Source organism: Streptomyces sp. NBC_00988 (assembly GCF_045162645.1).
Taxonomy (GTDB): Bacteria; Actinomycetota; Actinomycetes; order Streptomycetales; family Streptomycetaceae; genus Streptomyces.
Map to the genome: position 1 here is coordinate 3993633 of NZ_CP108730.1, position 22706 is coordinate 4016338.

Annotated in this window: 20 protein-coding genes and 1 riboswitch; of the genes, 4 read left to right on the forward strand and 16 right to left on the reverse strand. The window is 69.9% G+C overall.

Going from position 1 to position 22706, the window contains the following annotated elements; genetic code table 11:
* Positions 1-10: 10 nt before the first annotated feature.
* The 3 genes from OG496_RS18130 to OG496_RS18140 form a co-directional block, all read right to left on the reverse strand.
* Positions 11-1183 carry an ArsA family ATPase gene (locus tag OG496_RS18130; protein ID WP_405971589.1) on the reverse strand — a complete coding sequence of 391 codons (1173 nt, stop codon included), beginning with the start codon at positions 1181-1183 and terminating at the stop codon, positions 11-13.
* Positions 1184-1257: 74 nt separating this feature from the next.
* Positions 1258-1725: an SRPBCC family protein gene (locus tag OG496_RS18135; protein WP_366493990.1), complete on the reverse strand. Its 468-nt coding sequence runs from the start codon at positions 1723-1725 to the stop codon at positions 1258-1260.
* Between the two features lie 127 nt (positions 1726-1852).
* The gene (locus tag OG496_RS18140; RefSeq protein ID WP_399394602.1) at positions 1853-2650 is read right to left on the reverse strand and encodes a metallophosphoesterase; all 798 of its coding nucleotides are present in this window, start codon (positions 2648-2650) and stop codon (positions 1853-1855) included.
* 296 nt (positions 2651-2946) lie between these two features.
* On the opposite strand from OG496_RS18140, the gene OG496_RS18145 reads away from it, so the two are divergent.
* Positions 2947-4743 carry an AMP-binding protein gene (locus OG496_RS18145; RefSeq protein ID WP_366493988.1) on the forward strand — a complete coding sequence of 599 codons (1797 nt, stop codon included), beginning with the start codon at positions 2947-2949 and terminating at the stop codon, positions 4741-4743.
* Positions 4744-4765: 22 nt separating this feature from the next.
* Here the strand turns inward: OG496_RS18145 and OG496_RS18150 are convergent, their stop codons facing one another.
* Complete coding sequence (locus tag OG496_RS18150; RefSeq protein WP_405976644.1) at positions 4766-6352, reverse strand: GMC oxidoreductase; 1587 nt, start codon at positions 6350-6352, stop codon at positions 4766-4768.
* 163 nt (positions 6353-6515) lie between these two features.
* A complete protein-coding gene (locus OG496_RS18155) occupies positions 6516-7658 on the reverse strand; it encodes a glycosyltransferase family 4 protein (protein WP_405971590.1) in 1143 nt (380 codons plus the stop codon).
* A 131-nt stretch (positions 7659-7789) separates the two neighbouring features.
* Between OG496_RS18155 and OG496_RS18160 the strand changes: the two genes are divergently transcribed.
* Complete coding sequence (locus OG496_RS18160) at positions 7790-9025, forward strand: glycosyltransferase 87 family protein (RefSeq protein WP_405971591.1); 1236 nt, start codon at positions 7790-7792, stop codon at positions 9023-9025.
* 17 nt (positions 9026-9042) lie between these two features.
* On the opposite strand, the gene OG496_RS18165 is transcribed toward OG496_RS18160, so the two are convergent.
* The 5 genes from OG496_RS18165 to OG496_RS18185 form a co-directional block, all read right to left on the reverse strand.
* Entirely contained in the window at positions 9043-10233 is a 1191-nt protein-coding gene (locus OG496_RS18165; protein WP_405971592.1) for a hypothetical protein, read from the reverse strand.
* 30 nt (positions 10234-10263) lie between these two features.
* Positions 10264-11286 carry an NlpC/P60 family protein gene (locus OG496_RS18170; protein WP_366493984.1) on the reverse strand — a complete coding sequence of 341 codons (1023 nt, stop codon included), beginning with the start codon at positions 11284-11286 and terminating at the stop codon, positions 10264-10266.
* A 230-nt stretch (positions 11287-11516) separates the two neighbouring features.
* The gene (locus OG496_RS18175) at positions 11517-12551 is read right to left on the reverse strand and encodes an NlpC/P60 family protein (protein ID WP_365309820.1); all 1035 of its coding nucleotides are present in this window, start codon (positions 12549-12551) and stop codon (positions 11517-11519) included.
* 210 nt (positions 12552-12761) lie between these two features.
* On the reverse strand, positions 12762-14105 hold the full coding sequence (locus tag OG496_RS18180) for an NYN domain-containing protein (protein ID WP_366493983.1): 1344 nt from the start codon (positions 14103-14105) through the stop codon (positions 12762-12764).
* Positions 14106-14141: 36 nt separating this feature from the next.
* Positions 14142-14381, reverse strand: a complete 240-nt coding sequence (locus OG496_RS18185) for a hypothetical protein (RefSeq protein ID WP_366493981.1) — start codon at positions 14379-14381, stop codon at positions 14142-14144.
* Between the two features lie 161 nt (positions 14382-14542).
* Between OG496_RS18185 and OG496_RS18190 the strand changes: the two genes are divergently transcribed.
* Together OG496_RS18190 and OG496_RS18195 are read left to right on the forward strand one after the other, a co-directional pair.
* Complete coding sequence (locus OG496_RS18190; RefSeq protein WP_399394612.1) at positions 14543-15277, forward strand: rhomboid family intramembrane serine protease; 735 nt, start codon at positions 14543-14545, stop codon at positions 15275-15277.
* The gene (locus OG496_RS18195) at positions 15274-15555 is read left to right on the forward strand and encodes an Lrp/AsnC family transcriptional regulator (protein ID WP_019062383.1); all 282 of its coding nucleotides are present in this window, start codon (positions 15274-15276) and stop codon (positions 15553-15555) included. Before OG496_RS18190 ends, OG496_RS18195 begins: the two co-directional genes overlap by 4 nt.
* Here OG496_RS18195 and OG496_RS18200 read toward each other — a convergent pair.
* The 6 genes from OG496_RS18200 to OG496_RS18225 form a co-directional block, all read right to left on the reverse strand.
* The gene (locus tag OG496_RS18200; protein WP_366493979.1) at positions 15552-16271 is read right to left on the reverse strand and encodes a hypothetical protein; all 720 of its coding nucleotides are present in this window, start codon (positions 16269-16271) and stop codon (positions 15552-15554) included. The genes OG496_RS18195 and OG496_RS18200 overlap by 4 nt on opposite strands.
* 10 nt (positions 16272-16281) lie before the next feature.
* On the reverse strand, positions 16282-17643 hold the full coding sequence (locus OG496_RS18205; RefSeq protein ID WP_405971593.1) for an aminotransferase class V-fold PLP-dependent enzyme: 1362 nt from the start codon (positions 17641-17643) through the stop codon (positions 16282-16284).
* A gap of 165 nt (positions 17644-17808) precedes the next feature.
* A riboswitch (SAM riboswitch) is annotated at positions 17809-17925 on the reverse strand.
* A gap of 76 nt (positions 17926-18001) precedes the next feature.
* Complete coding sequence (gene trpD, locus OG496_RS18210) at positions 18002-19066, reverse strand: anthranilate phosphoribosyltransferase (RefSeq protein WP_366493977.1); 1065 nt, start codon at positions 19064-19066, stop codon at positions 18002-18004.
* 134 nt (positions 19067-19200) lie between these two features.
* Positions 19201-20838: a cytochrome bc complex cytochrome b subunit gene (locus OG496_RS18215; RefSeq protein WP_366493975.1), complete on the reverse strand. Its 1638-nt coding sequence runs from the start codon at positions 20836-20838 to the stop codon at positions 19201-19203.
* Positions 20835-21890 (reverse strand): Rieske 2Fe-2S domain-containing protein, encoded by a 1056-nt coding sequence (locus tag OG496_RS18220; RefSeq protein WP_366493973.1) that lies wholly within the window; start codon positions 21888-21890, stop codon positions 20835-20837. The genes OG496_RS18215 and OG496_RS18220 overlap by 4 nt, the downstream gene beginning before the upstream one ends.
* On the reverse strand, positions 21887-22696 hold the full coding sequence (locus tag OG496_RS18225) for a c-type cytochrome (protein ID WP_366493972.1): 810 nt from the start codon (positions 22694-22696) through the stop codon (positions 21887-21889). Before OG496_RS18225 ends, OG496_RS18220 begins: the two co-directional genes overlap by 4 nt.
* Between the last annotated feature and the right edge of the window lie 10 nt (positions 22697-22706).

Consider the following 22706-nt stretch of genomic DNA (forward strand, 5'->3'; position numbering starts at 1 on the left):
CCACCAATACTCATCTTCCCTGGGGCCACAAGTCCGGGTCCGGGGCGAAACGGATGCGCAGTTCGCCCTCCCGCAGGGCCGCACCGGCCACCGTGCAGCGGCGCAGGGCCGACGGCAGGGGCACGATCCGGCGGAACCGGCCGACGGTGACGACGAGTTCGTCGCCGCGGCGGACCAGGTCCAGCTCGTCCCGTATCGCGCCGGGCAGCGGAATGCCCCAGACCAGCACACCGTCCTCGGCCAGCCGGTCGGTGACCGGCCACTCGACCGCGGACCCGGCCGCGTCGACACCGGGCACGGCGAGCGCGCCGAGGTCGTCGGTGCCGCGCGGGTCGTGGCCGAGGTGCGGGACGTGCCGGACGTCGTCGTACGTCCCCTGCCACTCGTCCAGGGTCTTGCGCTGCTGCGCGTTGAGGCCGGCCAGCCAGGTGTCCTCGACGGACTCGGGCAGCACCCGGTTGGCGACCAGCACGTCGGGGCGCAGGCCGCGCAGGGCGAGCGCGAGTCCGGCCGCGCGGACGGCGTCGGCGCCCGCCGGTCCGGGCTCGGCGACCAGTCGTACGGTCGTGTTCCGGTCGGCGAGAACCGCTTCCACGGCGGCCAGTTCGACGTCCCAGCGGCCCGCCGTGTCGTAGAGCCACTCCGAGGGCATCGGGACGCCCGCGAGGCGGCCGAGGACCGGGCGGAGGGCGCGGGCCGCCTGGCGCTCCGCCGGGAGGAGGCGGCGGAGGTAGCGGCGGAGTTCCTCGGGGAGGGCGAGGAGCGCGAGCGCGTGGGGCGTCGGCGGGAGGTCCACGACGAGGAGGTCGTAGGCCTCGGACAGGGCCGCGTCCCTGAGGGCTCGGAGGAGGGCCAGTTCCTCGGCGCCGGGGAGGGGGGTCAGTTCTTCCGCGTCCAGGCGGGCCGCGCCCAGGAGTTCGAGGGCGGTGGAGGCGCGGTCCTGGAAGGCGGTGAGGTCTGCGCGGAAGGACTCCGTGGCGTCGGGGCGCCATGCCGTGAGGTTCTCGGCGGCTTCCACGGGGGCCGCTCCCGTCACCACGCCCAGGGCGGCGCCTAGGGTGTCGCCGCGGTCGGCACCGAGGAGGAGTGTCCGGGTGCCGGTGCCTGCGGCGGCTTGTGCGGTGGCTGCGGCGATGGTGCTGCGGCCGCTGCCGCCTGGGCCGGTGATCAGGATGGTACGCATATGAGTGAACGGTAGTCGCTGCGTGGGGGTTGGGCGCCGTTGCCGGCCCGGGCTGCGAAGCCTCCGCTCTGCCCCTACTGCTCCGCCGACCTGGCCCCCGGGTCCTCCCCCGACTCCACCCGCTTCTTCAGCCCCGCCAACGCCCGGTCGATGATGACCTTCTCGGCCTTGCGCTTGATCATGCCCAGCATCGGGATCTTGACGTCCACCGTGAGGAGGTACGTGACCTCCGTGGCGCCCGCGCCCGAAGGCTTGAGGAGGTAGGAGCCGTCCAGGGAGCGCAGCATCTGGGACTTGACGAGGGTCCAGGAGACCTCGTTGTCGCCGGTCCAGGTGTACGCGAGGGTCTGGTCGTCCTTGATCGCGCCGGCGTCCATGACGAGGCGGACCTGTTCGGCGCGGCCACGCTCGTCGGTCTTGAGGACGTCCGCCTCCTTCACCTCACCGGTCCAGTCCGGGTAGCGGGCGAAGTCGGCGATCACTTCCATCACTTCGGCCGGTGCCGCCTCGATCGTGATGCTCGAACTGGTGTGTTCCGCCATCGCTGTGGCTCCTCCAGATGCGGACCGGCAGGGCGTCGTCGTCGTGCGCATGTGCGTGCAGCGTGAAGGCTACCGCGCGGCCGACCGCCCCACTTCACCCCCTACCTGCGGACATCGGGGGGGGCGGTCACCATTCCAGCGCCCACGGCTTGCCGCTCCCCGCGAAGTGCCCCACGTTCACACACTCGGTCGCCCCGATCCGCATCCTGCGCACCAACGGCTGGTGAACGTGGCCGAACAGCGAATAGCGGGGCCTGGTGCGGCGGATGGCGTCCAGGAGGGCGCGGCTGCCGCGCTCGAAGCGGCGCGCGACGGTGTCGTAGACCAGCTCGGGGACCTCGGGCGGGATGTGCGTGCACAGGACGTCGACCTCGCCGACCGCCTCGATCTTCGCGGCGTACTCCTCGTCGCTGATCTCGTACGGGGTGCGCATGGGGGTGCGGAGGCCGCCGCCGACGAAGCCGAACGTCCAGCCGCCGATCTCGACGCGTTCGCCGTCGAGCACGGTCGTTCCGGGGCCGGCGTACTCGGACCACAGGGTCGGCATGTCGACGTTGCCGTAGGTGGCGTACGTCGGGGTGGGGAAGGCGGCGAACATCTCGGCGTACTGTTTGCGGACCGCCTTCTCGATCAGGGCCGCCCGGTCGCCGCCGACGCCGGACCAGAGGCGGGCGCCCAGTTCCCGGGCCTCCTCGAAGCGGCGGGCGGTGCGCAGCTCGACCAGGCGGTCGGCGTTCTCCTCGCCGAAGAGTTCGGGGAAGATCCCGCGCGTGTGGTCGGCGTAGTCGAGGAAGAGGACGAGGTCGCCCAGACAGATCAGGGCGTCGGCACCCTCGCCTGATCTGGCCAGGTCACGGGCGTTGCCGTGTACGTCGCTGACCACATGGATGCGCGTCCCGGAGTTACCGGCCGGTGTGGGTGCCATGACGATCAAGCGTAGGCGTGTGCGGCAAACGTGAACAGTGGCGGCGGAGCTTGCGGTTACTGGCCAGTCAAGAAAGGGGTGGACTACTGTGCGCGAGGAAACACCAATCTGTGTGACGCAGCGAACATCTCGCCGGACCCCCCTGTCGTAGGAGCCATACCGGCGGGTAACGTCCGGGCAGTCCAGTCGTGCTCAGGATTTCAACCACCGGGTCCTGACGCACCTGCCCGAGTCTTGGACCGGACCGTCGCATCACACAACGTCGTGGCGCCGGCGCCCTATGAGGAGCAGCAGTCTTGCGCGAGTTCAGCCTTCCGGCTTTGTACGAGGTCCCTGCGGACGGCAATCTGACCGACATCGTCCGCAGAAACGCCGCGCAGCACCCAGATGTCGCCGTGATCGCCCGCAAGGCGAACGGCGGCTGGCAGGACGTGACCGCCACGGTCTTCCTCGCCGAGGTGCACGCCGCCGCCAAGGGGCTCATCGCCTCCGGCGTCGAGCCCGGCGACCGGGTCGGCCTGATGTCCCGCACGCGGTACGAGTGGACGCTGCTCGACTTCGCGATCTGGTGCGCGGGCGCGATCACCGTGCCGGTGTACGAGACCAGCTCGCCGGAGCAGGTGCAGTGGATCCTGAGCGACTCGGGCGCCACCGCCGTCATCGTCGAGCAGGACGGGCACGCCGCCACCGTCGAATCGGTGCGTGCACAGCTGCCCGCGCTCAAGCACGTCTGGCAGATCGACGCCGGCGCGATCGACGAGCTGGACCGCGCGGGCAAGGACGTCACCGACGCGACCGTCGAGGAGCGCAGCTCGCTCGCGAAGGCCGACGACCCGGCGACCATCGTGTACACCTCCGGTACTACGGGTCGCCCCAAGGGCTGCGTGCTCACCCACCGCAGCTTCTTCGCGGAGTGCGGCAACATCGTGGAGCGACTGCGCCCGCTGTTCCGCACCGGCGAGTGCTCGGTGCTGCTGTTCCTGCCGCTCGCGCACGTCTTCGGGCGGCTGGTGCAGATCGCGCCGATGATGGCGCCGATCAAGCTCGGCCTGGTCCCGGACATCAAGAACCTCACCGACGAACTCGCCTCGTTCCGGCCGACGTTGATCCTCGGCGTGCCGCGTGTCTTCGAGAAGGTCTACAACTCGGCGCGCGCCAAGGCGCAGGCGGACGGCAAGGGCAAGATCTTCGACAAGGCGGCCGACACCGCGATCGCGTACAGCCGCGCGCTGGACACTCCGGCGGGTCCGTCCCTCGGTCTGAAGATCAAGTACAGGACCTTCGACAAGCTCGTCTACAGCAAGCTGCGCGCGGTGCTCGGCGGCAAGGGCGAGTACGCGATCTCGGGCGGCGCCCCGCTGGGCGAGCGTCTGGGTCACTTCTTCCGCGGCATCGGCTTCACGGTCCTGGAGGGCTACGGCCTGACCGAGTCCTGTGCGGCCACCGCGTTCAACCCCTGGGACCGGACGAAGATCGGCACGGTCGGCCAGCCGCTGCCCGGCTCGGTCGTGCGTATCGCGGACGACGGCGAGGTGCTGCTGCACGGTGAGCACCTGTTCAAGGGCTACTGGAACAACGAGGCGGCCACGGCCGAGGCGCTGGCCGACGGCTGGTTCCACACCGGGGACATCGGCACCCTCGACGAGGACGGCTACCTCAGCATCACGGGCCGCAAGAAGGAGATCATCGTCACCGCGGGCGGCAAGAACGTCGCCCCGGCCGTGATCGAGGACCGCATCCGCGCGCACGCGCTGGTCGCGGAGTGCATGGTCGTCGGCGACGGGCGGCCCTTCGTGGGCGCGCTGGTCACGATCGACGACGAGTTCCTGGGCCGCTGGGCTGCCGAGCACGGCAAGCCGGTGGGTTCCACCGCGGCGTCGCTGCGTGACGATCCGGACCTGGTGCGGGCGGTCCAGGACGCGGTCGACGACGGCAACGCCGCGGTGTCGAAGGCGGAATCGGTGCGGAAGTTCCGCATTCTGTCCTCCCAGTTCACGGAGGAGTCGGGCCACCTGACGCCGTCCCTGAAGCTCAAGCGCAATGTGGTGGCGAAGGACTACGCGGACGAGATCGAGGCCATCTACCAGAAGTAGCGGGCCCGGTACGGAAGTTGGGCTATGACGCGGTGTCCTCGGCGAGGACCCGCGTCATCGTCCTTTCCGCGAGTGCGGTGATCGTCACGAACGGGTTGACCCCGATCGAGCCGGGCACCAGCGAGCCGTCGGTGATGTACAGCTTCGAATACCCCTTCACCCGGCCGTAGTTGTCGGTGGCCTGGCCCAACACGCAGCCGCCGAGCGGGTGGTAGCAGAAGTCGTCGGCGAAGACCTTGCTGGTGGAGCCGAACAGGTCGTACCGGTAGATCGTCCCGTTCGCCGTGTTGATCCGGTCGAACAGCTTCTTCGCCATGGCGACCGAGACCGCGCTCTGCGCCGCGGTCCAGCCGAGCTTCACCGTTCCTGAGGCGGAGTCGTACGTGAACGACGCCCGTTGGGGGTTCTTGGTGATCGCCAGATACAGGCTGATCCAGTGCTCGATGCCCATCGGCAGCGGGGCGATCTCCGCGAAGACGGGGTTGTCGGTGTTGGCCCAGTCGTCGATGCCCATGACCGGCATCGTCGACTCGTTGGCGCCGACGGTGTCCCAGATGTGGTTGGCGCGCCCGACCATCGTGTTGCCGTTGGTCCCCCAGCCCGCCCCGACGCTCGCGTTGAGGGCCGGGAGGGTGCCCGTGTCCCGGGCGCGGACGAGGAGTTCGGTGGTGCCGAGGCTGCCGCCGCCGAGGAACAGATAGGTGCAGCTGTACTGCTTGGTCTCGACGACCGTGCCGGTGTCGTCGATGCGGTCGACGGTCAGGACGTACGACCCGTCGCTCGCCCGCGTGATCCCCTTCACCTTCTCCATGGTGTGGATGGTGACCTTGCCGGTGCCCAGCGCGGAGGCGAGGTAGGTCTTGTCGAGGCTCTTCTTGCCGTAGTTGTTGCCGTAGATGACCTCGGCGGCGAGCGCGGACTTGGTGGCGGTGCCGGCGGCCTCCTGCTGCATGTAGCCGAAGTCGTAGACGTTGGGCACGAAGGTGGTCTTCAGGCCGGCGGTGGTGGCGGCCTTCCGTGAGGTGCGGGTGAACTGGTACCACTCCGTCGACTCGAACCAGGTCGGGTCCACGGTGTTGACGCCGAGCATGGTGCGGGCGCGCGGGAAGTACGTGCTGTACATCTCGGTGGCGTCGACGGTGGGGAACTGCTCGGTGAAGTACGACTGGAGCGGGGTGACGGCCATGCCGCCGTTGACCAGGGAACCCCCGCCGACACCACGCCCCACGTACACGGACATGTTGTCGTAGTGCACGCGGTCCAGGACGCCGGGGTACAGGCCGATGTCCTTGTTGACGATGTCGAGCCACAGGAAGGTGGCGAGCGGGGCCTCGGTGCGGGTCTTGAACCACATGGAGCGCTGGTCCGGGGCGGAGGTGGAGCAGAAGATCTTGCCGTCGGCGCCGGCCGTGTTCCAGAGCTTGCCCATCTCCAGAACGAGGGTGGTGATACCGGCCTGCCCGAGCCGGAGGGCGGCGACCGCACCGCCGTAACCGGACCCGACGACGATCGCGGGTGCGGTCTCGACGGCCGCGGGTTCGACGGCCTGCGCGGACTGCAGACCGATACGGGTGAGACCGGCGGTGGCGGCGGTCTGGAGGGCGATCATGCCCAGTATTTGACGTCTCGTCAGCTGATGCTGCGTCAGTTTTGCTGTCATGCGCGCAGCATGTGCGGATTATTGGGTTCCGCCTAGAGGTACTGCCGAGTATGGATCGGACCCTTGGCGCAGCTTTTGACAGCCGGCTCCTGCGGAGGTGCCCCTCGGCCCGCTACAGCAGCGCCCGGAGCTTCTCCGCGAGGAGATCCCAGCGCCACCGTTCCTCGACCCACTGCCGCCCCCGCTCGCCCATGTTCTGGCGCAACTCCGCGTCGCCGAGGAGCGCGGTGATGCGGTCGGCGGCGTCCTCCGGGGAGCCGCCTCGGACGACCCAGCCGGTCTCGCCGTCGAGGACGGCGTCGGGGGCGCCGCCGGAGTCCCCGGCGACGACGGGGAGGCCGGTGGCGGAGGCCTCCAGGTAGACGATGCCGAGGCCCTCGACGTCGAGGCCGCCGCGCCGGGTGCGGCAGGGCATCGCGAAGACGTCGCCGGCGCCGTAGTGGGCGGGGAGTTCGGACCAGGGGACGGCGCCCGTGAAGCGGACGGAGTCGGTGACGCCGGTCTCGTGGGCGAGGCGGCGGAGGTCCTTCTCGTACGGGCCGCCGCCCACGATCAGCAGCACGGTGTCGGGCTGTTGGGCCAGGATGCGCGGCATGGCGAGGATCAGGGTGTCCTGGCCCTTGCGCGGGACGAGGCGGGAGACGCAGACGACCACCGGCCGGTCGGTGAGGCCGAGGCGCGCCCGGACCTCCGCTCCGCCCGACCCGGGGTGGAAGACCTTCTCGTCGACGCCGGGCGGGAGTTGGACCATCCGCGCGGCCGCCGCCGGGCTCAGCGCGGCGGCGATCCGTGAGCGCGTGTACTCGCCGAGGTAGGTGATCGTGTCGGTGGACTCCCCGATGCGGTGCAGGAGTTGACGCGAGGCGGGGAGCTGGGCCCACCCGGCCTCGTGGCCGTGGGTCGTGGCCACCAGCCGTTCCGCGCCCGCCTTCCGCAACGCCGGCGCCATCAGCCCGAGCGGCGCCGCCGCCCCGAACCACACCGCCGTACACCCGTGTTCACGCAGCAGCCCCACGGCCCGGCGGGTCGCCGCGGGCGTCGGCAGCAGCATGGTCGTGGTGTCCCGTACGACGGTGAACGGCTGCTCGGCGTCGAACGCGGCCGTCGCCTCCGCGCCCTCCCGCCCGCGCTTCCAGGTCGAGGCGTAGACGACGAGCCGCTCGGGCTCCAGCCGTAGCGCCATGTTGTGCAGAAACGCCTGGATGCCACCGGGCCGGGGCGGAAAGTCATTGGTCACGATCAGGGTCTTGCGCACGCGGCAGACCCTACCGGCCCTACCGGACGACGACTCACAGGCCGGCACGGCCGCGCTTCATGGCCATCGCACAGCAGATCGGGAGACCATGTGCCCCACATCGGCAGGCACGGCACGGAACAGGGGTTCAGGTGGAGATCGCGGGCGCGGGACGGCGGCTGGCGCCGCTGCTGGGAACCTGGGGCCTGACCAGAGTCGTCCTCCTGCTGTTCGTCTTCAAGGTGCTCGTGTTCCCGGGCCCGGACGTCACCAGCGACGTGTCGGTGATCTACCAGGGCTGGTACGAGACACTCCGCCACGGCGGCTTCCCGCTGGACGACGTCACCTGGCAGTACCCGCCCGCCGCCGCCCTCCCGATCCTCTCCCCCGCCCTGCTGGGCTTCCTGGACTACGCGTCGGCGTTCTTCGTCCTCGCCTGCCTCGCTGACCTGACCGTCCTGGCCCTGCTCCTGTACACGGGCCTGCGCCCCGGCCGCACCCTGCGCGGCGCCTGGGTCTGGATCGCGGGCGTCCCGCTCCTCGGCCCGACCGTGTACGCGCGCTACGACGTGATGGTGACCGCGGTCGCCGTGGCCGCGCTGCTCGCCGGCACCCGGCATCCCCGCGTGATGGGAGCGCTGGCCGGCTTCGGGGCGCTCCTGAAGGTGTGGCCGGCGCTGCTCCTGCTGGGCGCGGTCAAGCGCCGCGCGTGGGGAGCGGCGGCGGTGACGGTGGTGGTGATCGCCTCGCTCTTCGCGGTGTCGATGCCGGGCGCGTTCGCCTTCCTGAACTTCCAGCGCAACCGGGGCACGGAGGTGGAGTCCCTGGGCTCCCTCGTCTTCCATGTGGCCCGGCACTTCGGCTGGCCGGGCCAGGTGCTCCTGAACTACGGCTCGGTCGAGTTCGTCGGCCCGTACGTCAACTGGGTCAGCACGGCCGCCCTGGGCCTCACCGCGATGGCCTTCGGCTGGCTCATGTTCTGGCGCCTGATGGCGGCCCGCTTCCTGCCCCACACCCTCGCGGACGCGGCCTTCGTGGCCGTCCTGATGTTCACGGTCACCAGCCGCGTGATCAGCCCCCAGTACGTCGTCTGGCTGATCGGCCTCGCGGCGGTCTGCTCCTGCTTCCGCGCCAGCCGCATGAGACTCCCGGTCGCCCTGGTGCTCGCGGCCGCCTTCGTCACGGCCCTGGAGTTCCCGATCTGGTTCGCCCACGTGGTCGCGAGCGACGGCCTCGGCGTGACCCTGCTGATCGTCCGCAACGGCCTGCTGGTGGCCGCGACGGTCTCTGCCGCACGGGAGCTGTGGCGCGCGTCGGTCACCTGGGCGGACGTGCCGCCGCTGCCGACTCAGGCGACGCGCTCGAAGGCGACTTCGGCGTCGTCCTGAGCCAAGACCCGTTCGGATCAGCCGAGTTGAGCCTTCAGATACTCCCGCCACTGCGCCGTGAAGTCCTCCAACGTCACCCCGAGCACGCTCTTCATCGCGTCCTCCACCGCCCCCGCCCGCTTCTTGTGGGCACCAACTGCCCGGTAGAACTTACCGAGTTGGTCGACTCCCCACCGCTCCTCGATCATCCGGCAGGCCATCCACCCGCCCTCGTACGCCTGCGCTAGCTTCGTCGGCTCGCTGCTGAAGCCGAAGTCCTTGTCGGCGGGGAGGGCAGTCGGGAGGTCGCCGTCCTCTACGGCGCGGTAGAGCTCCGGGGCGGCCTGGACCGGGGTGCGTCCGGTGCCTCGGTAGCCGATCCAGTCGGCGTAGCCCTCCGAGAGCCAGAGGGGGGTGGCGGCCGTGGTGTGTGCGCGGGTCGCCACATGGGTCGTCTCATGGGTGAGCACCACCTGCTTGCCCATCGAGCCCAGGAGCGCGTACGCGTCCGGGTTGACGATGATCCGGTCCGCGGGCGCGCTGCCCGAGCCGCCCGCCTCGCCCGTCGTCACCGCGGCGATGCCCCGGTAGGAGGCCGCCGGTGAGCCCAGGAGGCCCGCCATGCCGTCCAGGGAGCCGGGGACGAGCACGACGACGTGCCGGGTCCAGTCCGTGCCCCACGCGTCCGACACGGCCGGTACGGCGTGGTCCGCGAGGGCCCGGTAGTCGTCGAGGCTGTCGGCGTCCTGGCCGACCCCCATCACGAGGCTGTGCGCGCCCTTGACGACGCTCACCTTCCCCTGGTCCCACAGCTGTTGGCCGGACTTCTTCGCGGGCTTGTCCGAGCCGACGTACCACTGCCCGTCCACGGTGAGCCGGAGCGTGAGCGTGCGGCCGACGGTGACGGGTGAGGTGTCGTAGCCCTTGACCTTGTAGCTCAGTTCGGCGTCGGCGGTCGCGGTGGCGCCGGTGCGGTGCAGGGCGGTCAGCCGGTAGGACCAGGAGGCGAAGGGGACGGCGCTCAGGTTCTCGTACGCGGTGCGCGCGCCGGTCCTCATGTACGCCGTCTCGTCGTGGTGCAGGACCGCCGCGGACCGGCGGTCGAGGAGGCTCTGGACCTTCGCCTTCGCGCTGCCCGCCGCCGGCTGCCCGCCGCAGCCCACCAGCGGGACGAGCAGCAGCCACAGCGCGAGCACTCCGGAGCGCGACGCCCGCCTACGACCAGTCACTTCCCGATCGTACGACCCTTTCGGGCAGGTTCAGACCCTCGTGACCGACGAGATGGGCATCATGCCGACCGGGTCGTAGCGCACCGGCGCGCCGGGGTAGGGGGCGTGGATGACCTGGCCGTTGCCCACGTACATGCCGACATGGCTGGCGTCGGAGCGGTAGACCACCAGGTCGCCGGGCTGGGCCTGGGAGAGCGGGATCTGGTGGCCGGCGTAGCGCTGTTCCTGCGAGGTGCGCGGGAGGTGGACGCCCGCGTGGGCGTACGACCACTGCATCAGGCCGGAGCAGTCGAAGCCGCCGGGGCCGTTGGCGCCCCAGATGTAGGGCTTGCCGAGTGCGGACCGGGCGGCGGCCACGGCTGCCGCCGCGCGGCCCGAGGACGGGACGCCGGCGCCGAGGTCGGGGATGTCCTCGCGGGTGGAGCGGGAGGCCCGGTCGAAGGAGGCGCGCTCGGCGAGCGGCATCTGGTTGAGGAGCTGCCGGGCCTTGGCGAGTTTCCGCTCGACGGTCTTCTTGTGGGTGGCGACGGCCTTGCGGCTGCGCTCCAGTTCGGCGAGGTGTCCGGCGGCCTCGGTGCGTTCCTGGGCGAGTTCGCGCATGGCCTCCTGGAGGTCCTTGAGCTGGCCCGCCTGCTGGGTGGTGATGCGGTCGAGGACGGAGGCCTTGTCGAGGTAGTCGGCCGGGTCGTCGGAGAACAGCAGCGCGACGGTGGGGTCGATGCCGCCGGAGCGGTACTGGGCGCCGGCGAGTGAACCCAGCGCGTCCCGCATGGTGTTGATGCGCTGCTGCTGCCGGGCGATCCGGTCCTGGGCGTTGCTCACCTGCCGGTGCAGCTGCCCGGCGCTCTCGTCGGCCTTGTCGTAGGCCTCGGTCGCCCGCTCGGCCTCGTGGTAGAGCCGGTCCACCTCGGCCCGGGAGTCGTCGTGCGGCGCGGCCACGGCGGAGCCGGCCGGCAGGGCGCCGAGTGCTGCTGCGGCGGCGGACAGGACACAGACCGCGGCACTGGCGCCTCGGTCGAACCCGGACGGTGCAAGGCGACGACGGGATCCCACGGGAAGCCGCACTTCCTTCCGCTGGCGGACACGGACCGCTCCCCCGGTGTGGGGAAACGCGCCAGACAGTAGCTCTGTGAAGGGGTGCGGGCCAAAGACCGCCGCGAGCACACAACGTGACGCCCCGCCTATGACGCAGGTCATCGGCGGGGCGTGGAGTCAGCCTGGTGTGTCGCGATTCGCCCGTTCGGGCGGTCCGGAAGGACCGGACGAGGACGGTTGCGGTCGGATCAGATCCGGACGCCGAACTCGAACGTCATGTTGCCGATCGCCTCGTACCGCACCACGGCGCCGGTGTGCGGGGCGTGCAGCACCTGGCCGTTGCCCGCGTAGAGGCCGACGTGGTGGAAGTCGCCGTAGAAGATGACCAGGTCGCCGACCTTGAGGTCGCTCTGGCTGTAGATGCGGGTGCCGGCGTTCGCCTGCGCCTCGGACGTGCGGGGTATGGAGACACCCGCCTGCGCGTAGGCCCAGGACGTCAGGCCGGAGCAGTCGAAGGAGGACGGGCCGGAGGCGCCGTAGACGTACGGCGAGCCGATCACGGACTGGGCGGCGGCGAAGGCGGAGGCGGCGCGGCCGGAGGCGGAACCCGTGTTGCCGAGGTCCACGCGCGAGCTGGAACGGTTGGCGGCCTGCGCCTGCTCCTGGTCGAGCGCCGCCTTCTCCGCGGCGGTCAGGGTGTTGAGCAGCTTCTGGGCCGAGGCCAGCTTGGCCTTGACCTCGTCCTTCTTCTTCTTGAGCTCGGTGCGGGTGGCGGAGAGGTCCTTGAGCTTGCTGCTCGCCTCCGCGCGCTCCTGGGCGAGTTCGCGCTGCTTGCCCTGGATCTTCGTGAGCGCCTCGACCTGCTGACTGCTCAACTGGTCCATCGTGGACGCCTTGTCGAGGTAGTCGTCCGGGTTCGAGGACAGGAACAGCTGGATCGAGGGGTCGATGCCCCCGGTGCGGTACTGGGCGCTCGCCATCGTGCCGAGGCCGTCCCGGAGCTTGTTGAGCTCCTCCTGGCCGCGGGCGACGTTGTCCTGGATGGTGGAGATCTCCTTCTGGAGCTTCTCCTGCTTCTCCTGGGCCCCGTCGAGCTTCTCGGTGGCCTGCTCGGCCTGCTCGTAGAGGGCGTCGACCTTCGCCTTGACCTCGTCCTTGCTGGGCTTCTCGCTCGGCGCGGCGTTCGCGGCCTGAGCGCTGAAGGCAACGGCGGCTGCGGCTGCGGTGGTCAGCACAGTCACACGCGTGCGGCTCGGCTGCTTCGGTCGACGATGGGACGCCACGGAGTCGAGCTCCTTCTATTGAGTGATCACCCGTTCGGAGGTTCGAGGCCTGACCCTAGTGATGTTTCTGTGATCAGTTCAAATCCTCACACGAAAAAATGCTGTCACTCAAAGCATTCTTTGCACATAACCAACGTGCAGTGATGGCCGATTGACGCTACGTTGCGTGACGGTTCGGTCAATTCCGGCATTAAACCTGTTCGTTGACCTTCACGACAGTCGCTTGAGGAGTACCGCAGAAGCGACGGGCCGGGCGCCCGCCTTCGCGATGCCGTCGGCCACCTCGCGGTCGGTCGACGCGACGATGACGGGCCGGCCGGGCGGCTCGGCGCGCACCAGCTGGCGGATCAACTCGTCGGCGGTGACGCCCGGTTTGGAGAACAGCACCCGCACCCCGCGCGGCGGCGCGAGCAGCACGGGCGCGGCCAGCTCGGCCCCGTCGAAGACACAGGTGACCTCGGCGCCGGTCTGCGCGGCGAGCTGCGACAGCTGCCCCAGGAGCCTCAACCGCTGCTTCTCCAGGGGCATTTGGGGATAGCCGGTCTTGGTGACGTTGTAGCCGTCGACGACCAGGTGGGCCTGCGGCAGCGCGAGCAGCTGGTCGAGGATCGCGGGGTCGTTGTCCGACAGCGCCCGCGCGGCGATGTCTTTCGGGGTCATTCGTCCCGGTTCGACCGCGTCGACGGTCTCGGCGGGCCGCACCGAGACCGGCGGCAACGCCAGCTCGCGGCGCAGCCCTTGGGCCGCGTCCAGCACGGTGTCGAGCAGCAGCCGTACCCGCATGTCCTCGACGCTGCGGCCCTCGCGGGCGGCCTTGCGGGTGGCCTCAAGGGCCGCCTCCGCCTCGCCGAGCCGGGCCTTGAGGCGGCGGCTCTCGCTCTCGGCGGCGGACACCTGGGTCTGGCTCTCGGCGCGCGCGGTGTCCGTCTCGGCCCGCAGCTTGCGCAGGGCGGCCTCGCCGCGCTTGACGTCGCTGTGGGCGGCACGCAGCTTGCGGTGCAGCGAGTCCGCTTCCTTCTTCGCCGCGTCCAGCTCGGTGCGCAGCCGCTCGGTGTCGGTCCGGGTCGCGTCCCGCGCCTGCGCCAACTCCTCGCGCAGCCGCTCCAGTTCGGCCCGGCTCTCCTCGTCGGCGCGCTCGGCGTCGGCGCGCAGCGCCTCCTCGCCGGCGGCGGTCACGAGCTTCACCCAGCCGGTGGGGCGCAGAACATAGGCCGCGGCCGCCACGTCGAGCGGATCCGCGGCCGGGGGCGGCGAGCCGGAGTCGAGAGCGCCCGCGAGCTCCGACTGGGCCTCTCTGAGCTTCTCCCCGATCCGCTGCCGGAACAGCGGATCGGTCTCCAGCGCGGCGGCCATGGCATTACCCGCGAACTTCGCGCGCCGGTTGGGGGCGAAGCGGGCGTACTGTCGTAGCTGCGCGGGGAGTTCGGCGACGGTGAGGCCGCCGAAACTGTCCGACACGATCTGTACGACTCTTCTCCGCACGCCGTCGGGCAGCGGACGGTCGAGCACCTCGGCGGCGCCGTCGCCCGGCCCCCCGCCTGAGTTCTCCACCATCCTCACACCCCAATGTCTGTGCGGGGCCTCTCCCTCTCAGGAGCCGGCGCCCGGCCTGTCCACGAGTTCCACCTGATCCATGGCGTTGCACCAGCGGCAGCGCACCGACTCGATGGTCTCACTGACCACCTCGCGCTCCTCCACCTTCGGCTCACCCGCCAGGTCCAGGTGGAGGTACTCCACGACCTTCGACGAACGCGTCACGTCGAAGCGCGTGAGGTTGCCGCAGAGGGTGCAGCGCCACCGCGTGGAGCCGGTCGGCAGGGGAACCGTCATCGTGGCTGTCCGCTTCCTTCTTGTTCCAGTTTCCGTGATCGCCGGTTTCCCCGGCGAGTGTGGCTCGTAACCCTACGGCCTGGCGGGTACTCGCCGCTCGGCCGTCCACAGCGGCGATTCACCCTGTCCGGTTGCGTCCCGTTACGTCATGCTCTGTGTCCATGATCAGCAACTGGGGTTCGGCCCTCGTCAGGACGTTCCGCGGCACCTCGGCGCCCATGACGTACACCCTGATCGGCCTGTGCTGCCTGATCTTCGTCCTCGGCCCGGCCTCGGGCTTCGTCCCGTCCTACGGCACCGGGGACGCGCTGCTCGCCGCGCAGCGGGCGTACTTCCGCCGCTGGGGCGTGGTCCCGGCCGACCTGTTCGGCAGCCCCGCCCGCGAGGCCCTGACCCCCGTCACGGCCCTCTTCATCCACGGCAGCTGGATCCATCTCCTCGGCAACATGCTCTTCCTCTACGTCTTCGGAGCGATGACCGAGGAACGTCTTGGCCGAGTCGAGTTCACCCTGTTCTACGTGGTCTGCGGCTACCTGGCGCTGCTGGGCTACGCGGTGGCCAACGCCGACTCCGAGCAGTCCCTCGTCGGCGCGTCCGGGGCGATCTCGGCGGTCCTCGGGGCGTTCCTCTACTTGTTCCCCCGGGCCCGCGTGACGAGTCTCCTCCCCTTCCTCTTCTTCCTGCCGCTGCGCTTCCCCGCCTGGGTCGTCCTGCCGTTCTGGGCGGCCCTGCAGTGGCTGGCGGCGGGCCAGGCCGCGCAGGGGCCGGGGGTGGCGTACCTCGCCCACCTGGTGGGCTTCACGCTGGGCTTCGGTTACGCGTGGGTGAGATTCGGTCGTACCACTAGAGTTGGGCCCGCCCCAGTAACGGTCCCCGAGGGAGAGAACCAGCCGTGATCACCGCGATCGTCCTCATCAAGACCAGCGTGGACCGGATTCCCGAGATCGCCGAGTCGATCGCCGCGCTCGAATCCGTGAGCGAGGTCTTCTCCGTCACCGGGACGTACGACTTGATCGCGATGGTCCGGGTGCGGCAGCACGAGGATCTGGCCGAGGTGATCCCCGGACGGATCAGCAAGATCCCCGGGGTGGAGGGGACGGACACGCACGTGGCGTTCCGGACGTACTCGCAGCACGACCTGGAGGCGGCGTTCGCCATCGGGCTGGACTCCTAGCGAGCCTTCAGCCGCTTCCACAGGGTGACCAGCGCGCCCCAGTTCACGACCTCCCAGGCCGGCACCTCTGTGCGGTGCGGGTCGCCGTGTCCGTCCCTGCCCCGCAGGGCAAGTCGGACGTCCCGCGGTTGCAGCCACCATGACGCCGGCACGGGAAGGTCCGGCAGGTTGACGGCGAGACGCGGCTCCCACATGTCGGCCCACCGGTACGCCAGCCGGCCGCCCGGCACGAACAACCCGTGCGCGTCCGCCGTGAGCGGACCGAAGGTGACCTGCCGGTCCTTCTCGATCCGGTCGAGCATCGCCGGGACCTGAGCCTCGGCCACCCGCTTCCGGACGTGCTCGGCGGCGGACCGGATTCGCAGGTTCTCGAAGGGCTCGACGACCATCGGCCCCAGCTCGGTGCGCCGCTCGGCGACAAGGAAACCCCGTTCCTCCCCGTCACCGAACCGCAGCAGGTGTCGGTGGACCAAGGTGTACCAGGACCTGTCGCCGTTCTCGTTGGCCTTGACGTTGACGTCGACGGTGGAGCGCCAGCGCGTCACGTCCGCCCAGCGACGGGCCCGCGCACCGGGGACGAGGACGAGTCCCTCCTCGTACAGGTACACCGGCCTGCCGCCGAGGAGGCGCGGCGTACGCCGTACGAGTGCCTCGTCCAACAGCTCGCCGAGCCCTTCGGCCGCCGCCGACTCACTCACCCGAGGTGGAATGCCCACCCTGGGATCATCACACGGCCGGCACGCAACGGCCGTCCTCCGTACGGTAGTTCCACTTGGCGCCGTCGGTCACGAGCTCCCGTACGGCCGTGATGAACCGCTCGACGTGCTCGTCCGGAGTGCCCGCGCCGAAGCTCACGCGGATGGCGTTGAGGGACTTCTCGCCCGGGGCCGCCTCGGGGGCGCCGCACTCGCCCTGGGTCTGGGGGTCGCTGCCCAGCAGGGTGCGGACCAGGGGGTGGGCGCAGAAGAGGCCGTCGCGGACGCCGATGCCGTACTCGGCGGAGAGCGCGGCGGCGAAGTGGGAGCTGTTCCAGCCGTCGACGACGAAGGAGATCACGCCCACCCTCGGGGCGTCGTCGCCGAACAAAGACAGCACGCGCACCTCCGGGACCTCGGCCAGGCCCGCCCGCACCTTCTCGATCAGGTGCTGCTCGCGGGCGACCAGGGTGTCGAAGCCCGCCTCCGTGAGCGCCTTGCAGGCCGACGCGATGGAGTAGGCGCCGATGACGTTCGGGGAGCCGGCCTCGTGGCGGGCCGCGCTGTCGTGCCACTCCACGTCCACTCCCCCGTCCTCGCGCCGCGTGACCTTGCGGCTGGCGCCGCCGCCCGCGAGGTAGGGGTCGGCCGCCTGGAGCCAGTCGGCGCGGCCGGCCAGGACGCCCGAGCCGAAGGGGGCGTAGAGCTTGTGGCCGGAGAAGGCGATCCAGTCGACGTCGAGGTCCTGGACGGACACCGGGTGGTGCGGGGCGAGTTGGGCGGCGTCCAGGACGATCCGGGCGCCGTGGGCGTGCGCCGCGGCCGCCAGCTCCCGTACCGGCCACAGCTCGCCGGTGACGTTCGAGGCGCCGGTGACGCAGACCAGGGCCGGGCCCTGGGGGTCGCGGGCGGCGAGGGCCTGCTCCAGGGTCTCAACGGCCTGGCCCGGGGTGCGCGGGGCGTTGAGGTAGGTGACCCGGGCGTTCTTCCAGGGGAGCAGGGACGCGTGGTGCTCGGTCTCGAAGACGAAGACCTGGCAGTCGGCCGGGAGGGCGGCGGCGAGGAGGTTCAGGGAGTCCGTCGTGGAGCGGGTGAAGATCAGCTGGTCGTCGGGGCGGCAGTCCAGGAACTCCTCGACCGTCCTGCGGGCGTTCTCGAACAGGTCCGTCGACAGCTGCGAGAGGTAGCCGGCGCCGCGGTGCACGCTGCCGTAGTACGGGGCGTAGGCCGCCACGTCGTCCCAGACGCGCTGGAGGGCGGGGGCGCTGGCCGCGTAGTCGAGCGCCGCGTAGGTGACTTCGCCGCCCGTGACGAGCGGGACGGTGACATCCCGGCCGAGAACGGGCAGCTGGGCACAAATGGTCTGAGCGGCGGCAACGGTGGAGACAGACATGGCGAACTCCCGTGAGAGGCAGGCGAATTCACTGCGCGAGCGGACACGGCTTCGGCGCAGGAAAGGGTGAAAGGGGATGTGCGGAGTGGGGGCTTCGCGCCCTATCGCATTCGCTTGCTCACAGAGAGCTCCCTCGATGACCAGGACCCCTGGTGTCTTTCGAGGGGCCCGCGCTTGCCGCAGACCTCGCTGCCCACGGCCTGGTCTTCACCCGGGGCACCCCGCCACGGACGGAGGGTTGCCGGACAGTCGGCCGGGGCCTCATGACTGTCACTCATGACCTGGTCAGAAAACCTACGCGAGGTGATCGTCGTCCCGCAACCCGTGTCCGGATCGCGGGACGACGACCGCCGTACCGCTATGCGTTGCTGGCGGCCGCCCAGCGCTCCAGCGTGCGCTTGGCCGCCCCCGAGTCGACCGACTCCCGAGCCTTCTCCATCCCGGCCCGGATCCGGTCCACCAGCGGCCCGTCCCCGGCCTCAAGCGCCACCAGGGCAGCCGCCGAGTTCAGGAGTACGGCGTCCCGTACGGGGCCGGTCTCGCCGTCCAGGAGACGGCGGGCGACGCCGGCGTTGTACTCGGGGTCGGCGCCGCGCAGGGCTTCCACGGGGACCAGTTCGAGGCCGACGTCCCTCGGGTCGAAGGCCTCCTCGGTGACCTTGCCGTCGCGGACGATCCACACCCGGGAGGTGGCCGTGGTCGTCAGCTCGTCGAGGCCGTCGTCGCCGCGGAACACCAGCGCGGAGGAGCCGCGTTCGGCAAGCACGCCGGCGATGAGCCCGGCCATGCGGGTGTCGAAGCAGCCGACCGCCGACGAGGTGACCCTGGCCGGGTTGGTCAGCGGACCGAGGAGGTTGAACGCGGTCGGCACCCCCAGGTCCCGCCGGACCGCGCCCGCGAACCGCATCGTGGGGTGGAACTTCGCCGCGAAGCAGAACGTGATCCCGGCCTCCTCCACCACCTGCGCGACCCGCTCGGGCGACAGCTCCAGGTTGATGCCGAGCCGCTCCAGCACGTCGGAGGAACCGCTCGCCGAGGACGAGGCGCGGTTGCCGTGCTTGACGACCCTCGCGCCGGTGCCCGCGATCACGATGGCGGACATCGTCGAGATGTTGACCGTCTTGGCCCGGTCGCCGCCCGTACCGACGATGTCGACGGCCGGCCCCGGGATGTCCAGCGGCTTCGCGTGGGCGTACATCGTCTCGACGAGGCCGTTGATCTCCTCGACGGTCTCGCCCTTGGCCCGCAGCGCCACCAGGAAGCCCGCGATCTGGGCGTCCGCCGCCTCACCGCTCATGATGCGGTCCATCGCCCACGCCGTGTCGGCGGTGCTCAGGTCCTGTCCGGCCAGCAGCGCGCTCAGTACGTCGGGCCAGGAACGGGCCGCCGCGGTGTCGCCTCCAGCGGGGGTCACAGCGCTCATACGGCCGCTCCTGAGTGTCGTAGAAACCTGGTTTCCCTATGCGTCCCCACCCTATCCAGCGCGGGGCACGGCGAAGGGCCCCGTCCGGTGTTCGGACGGGGCCCTTCGACTGTGGCGTGGCGACGCCTCAGCGATCAGTGGTGGCCGTGGCCGCTCGTGATCTCCTTGTACTCCTCGACGGTGGGCTTGGGGATCTGGGACTCCTCGCCGTAGTACGCCTCGCTCAGCTTGGCGCGCAGCTTCTGGGAACCCTTCACCTTGCGCTCGACGCCGTTGTCGTCGACGGTCGCGCCGATCGCGGCCGGCTCGTACTGCTCGTGCGCGGTGAGCGTGTGCAGCGCGTCCTGGCTGAGCGGCTCGTGGATCTCGACGAACTCACCGTGCGGCAGGCGCTTGATGATGCCCGACTCGCGGCCGTGCAGCACCTTGTCCCGGTCGCGGCGCTGGAGGCCGAGGCAGACCCGCTTGGTGGCGATGAAGACCAGCACCGGCACCACGAAGAAGCCGACGCGCACGAACCAGGTGATCGAGTTGATCGACAGGTGGAAGTGCGTGGCCCAGATGTCGTTGCCGCCACCGATGAGCAGGACGAAGTACCACGAGATCCACGCGGCACCGAAGGCCGTACGGGTCGGGACGTTGCGCGGGCGGTCCAGGATGTGGTGCTCGCGCTTGTCGCCGGTGACCCAGGACTCGATGAACGGGTAGACCGCGATCGCGACCAGGACCAGCGGGAAGATGATCAGCGGGATGAACACGCCCAGGACGAGCGTGTGACCCCAGAAGTTGATCTCCCAGCCCGGCATGACACGGATCAGGCCCTCGGAGAAGCCCATGTACCAGTCGGGCTGGGCGCCCGTGGACACCATGTCCGGACGGTACGGACCCATGGACCAGATCGGGTTGATCGAGGCGATCGCCGCGACGGCCGCGATGACACCGAAGACCAGGAAGAAGAAGCCTCCGGCCTTGGCCATGTAGACCGGCAGCAGCGGCATGCCGACGACGTTGTTGTTCGTCTTTCCGGGGCCCGCGAACTGCGTGTGCTTGTGGTAGAAGACCAGGATCAGGTGGCCGACCACCAGGCCGAGCATGATGCCCGGCAGCAGCAGGATGTGGATCGAGTAGAACCGTGCGACGAAGTCGCCGCCCGGGAACTCGCCGCCGAAGAGGAAGAACGACAGGTACGTGCCGACGATCGGCACGGACAGGACCGCGCCCTCCATGAAGCGGACACCGGTGCCGGAGAGCAGGTCGTCCGGGAGCGAGTAACCGGTGAAGCCGGTGAACATGCCCAGGACGAACAGCAGGAAGCCGAACAGCCAGTTGACCTCACGCGGCTTGCGGAACGCGCCCGTGAAGAACACCCGCATCATGTGCACGAACATGGCGGCGAGGAAGATCAGCGCCGCCCAGTGGTGGATCTGCCGGATCAGCAGACCACCGCGCACATCGAAGGAGATGTGCATCGTCGAGTTGAACGCCTCCGACATCAGCTGCCCCTGGAGCGGGACATAGCTGCCGTGGTACGTCACCTCGTTCATCGACGGGTGGAAGAACAGCGTCAGATACACACCCGTGAGGATGATGATGATGAAGCTGTAGAGGCAGACCTCACCCAGCATGAACGACCAGTGGTCGGGGAAGATCTTGCGCATGTTGGACTTGGCCAGGGAGTAGATCCCCAGGCGGCCGTCCGCCCAGTCGGCGATCTTCTCGCCGGCCGGTGCTTTCTCGCGTGACCGCGAGTCGGTGTTCGCCGTAGTACTCATCCGCGCTCCCAGAATGCAGGACCGACGGGCTCCTCGAAGTCGCCGAGCGCCTGGAGGTAGCCCTCGTCGCTCACGCCGATGCGCAGCTGCGGCAGGGCGTGACCGGCCGGGCCGAAGATCACTCGGGCACCGTCGGAGAGGTCGAAGGTGGACTGGTGGCACGGGCACAGCACGTGGTGCGTCTGCTGCTCGTACAGGGAGATCGGGCAGCCCACGTGGGTGCAGATCTTCGAGAAGGCCACGATGCCCTCGTGCGCCCACTCCAGCTCGCGCTTGTCCTTGATGTTGTCCGGCTGGAGCCGGACGATCATCAGGGCCGACTTGGCGATCTCGGTCTGGAACTCCTCGTCGGTCTCCTCCAGGCCCTCGGGCTTGGCGAAGGTGAGCGAGCCGACGACCACGTCCGAGGGACGCAGCGGCAGGTTCGTGTTCATGTTGACGAGCAGCTTGCCCTTGGACCACAGGGTGTGGCGGAGCTTCGTCCCCGGCAGCGGGCCCAGGTCGCGCAGCAGCATGACGCCGGAGAGCGGGAACAGGGCCAGCGCGCCGAACATCGTGTTGCGGATCAGCTTGCGACGGCCGAGCGCCGACTCCTTGGCACCGTCCTTGAAGTCGGCCATGACCTTGGCCTTGACCTCGGGGGGCGCCTCGATCGCGTGCCGCTCGTCGGCGATCTCCACGTCGGACATCAGGGTGCGGGCCCAGTGGACCGCGCCCGCGCCGATGGTGAAGAGCGCTCCTCCGAGGGTCAGACCGAGCGCGAAGTTGAGCGCGTTGATGCGACCGATCGGGAAGACGAAGATCGCCTTGTCGTGCGGGATCGCCACGTACGAGGCGATGAAGCCGACCGTGAGGAGCATCGACAGCGTGAACAGGAAGGCGACGACGCGCTCGGACCGCTTGGCGGCCTGCTCGTCGATGTCCTGGACACGGTGCTCGTGCGGCGGAAGCCCCGGGTCGGCGAACGGGTCCTGCTCGTCCGCGACCGACACCGCGCCGTGCGCGTCCTGCTCAGCGGGCAGGTTCTCTTCTGGAATGTCTTGGCTACTCATGACTTCTTGGCCTTTGCGGTCCGAGCGGCGACCCAGACGGCTACCGCGATCAGCGCGCCCAGACCGAAGATCCAGGCGAAGAGACCCTCACTGACCGGACCGAGACCACCCAGCTCAAGCCCGCCGGGGCTCTCGGTGTTGTCGCCGTTGACCGCGTTGAGGTACGCGATGATGTCCTTCTTGTTCTTCGACGACAGCGTGGTGTCGGGGAAGGAAGGCATGTTCTGCGGGCCGGTCTGCATGGCCTCGTAGATGTGCTTCGGGGACACGCCTTCGAGGCTCGGCGCGAACTTGCCGTGCGTCAGCGCGCCGCCCTTGCCGGTGAAGTTGTGGCACTGGGCGCAGTTGGTGCGGAACAGCTCGCCACCCTTGGCGATGTCCGAACCCGCGGGCCCGTACTCGTTCTTCGTCGGGATGACCGGACCGGCGCCCAGCGAGGCGATGTACGCCGCGAGCTGGTCGATCTCGGCCTGGGAGTAGATGACCTTCTTGGCCGGGATCTGAGCACCCGGCTGCTGGGCCGGCATACGGCCGGTGCCGACCTGGAAGTCGACCGCCGCGGCGCCGACGCCCACAAGGCTCGGACCGTCGGAGGTGCCCTGACCGCCGGTGCCGTGGCAGCTTGCGCAGCCGACGGCGAACAGCTTCTTGCCCTCGTCGATGGCGAGGGACTGGGCGGACTCGTCGGCCTGCGCCTTGCTCGCGGGCGCGAACGCGGCGTACAGCCCCCCAGTTGCCGCCAGCGCGAGGAGTAGAACGACGACCGCCGCCAGCGGATGGCGTCGTCGTGTGGAGAGCTTTTTCACGGATTACCCC

Excerpts from the sequence above, each read along its gene's own strand:
- OG496_RS18130 (WP_405971589.1), bottom strand. The coding sequence starts at position 1,183 with ATGCGTACCATCCTGATCACCGGCCCAGGCGGCAGCGGCCGCAGCACC.
- OG496_RS18135 (WP_366493990.1), bottom strand. The coding sequence starts at position 1,725 with ATGGCGGAACACACCAGTTCGAGCATCACGATCGAGGCGGCACCGGCC.
- OG496_RS18140 (WP_399394602.1), bottom strand. The coding sequence starts at position 2,650 with ATGGCACCCACACCGGCCGGTAACTCCGGGACGCGCATCCATGTGGTC.
- OG496_RS18150 (WP_405976644.1), bottom strand. The coding sequence starts at position 6,352 with ATGATCGCCCTCCAGACCGCCGCCACCGCCGGTCTCACCCGTATCGGT.
- OG496_RS18180 (WP_366493983.1), bottom strand. The coding sequence starts at position 14,105 with ATGGTGGAGAACTCAGGCGGGGGGCCGGGCGACGGCGCCGCCGAGGTG.
- OG496_RS18185 (WP_366493981.1), bottom strand. The coding sequence starts at position 14,381 with ATGACGGTTCCCCTGCCGACCGGCTCCACGCGGTGGCGCTGCACCCTC.
- OG496_RS18190 (WP_399394612.1), top strand. The coding sequence starts at position 14,543 with ATGATCAGCAACTGGGGTTCGGCCCTCGTCAGGACGTTCCGCGGCACC.
- OG496_RS18205 (WP_405971593.1), bottom strand. The coding sequence starts at position 17,643 with ATGTCTGTCTCCACCGTTGCCGCCGCTCAGACCATTTGTGCCCAGCTG.
- trpD (WP_366493977.1), bottom strand. The coding sequence starts at position 19,066 with ATGAGCGCTGTGACCCCCGCTGGAGGCGACACCGCGGCGGCCCGTTCC.
- OG496_RS18215 (WP_366493975.1), bottom strand. The coding sequence starts at position 20,838 with ATGAGTACTACGGCGAACACCGACTCGCGGTCACGCGAGAAAGCACCG.
- OG496_RS18220 (WP_366493973.1), bottom strand. The coding sequence starts at position 21,890 with ATGAGTAGCCAAGACATTCCAGAAGAGAACCTGCCCGCTGAGCAGGAC.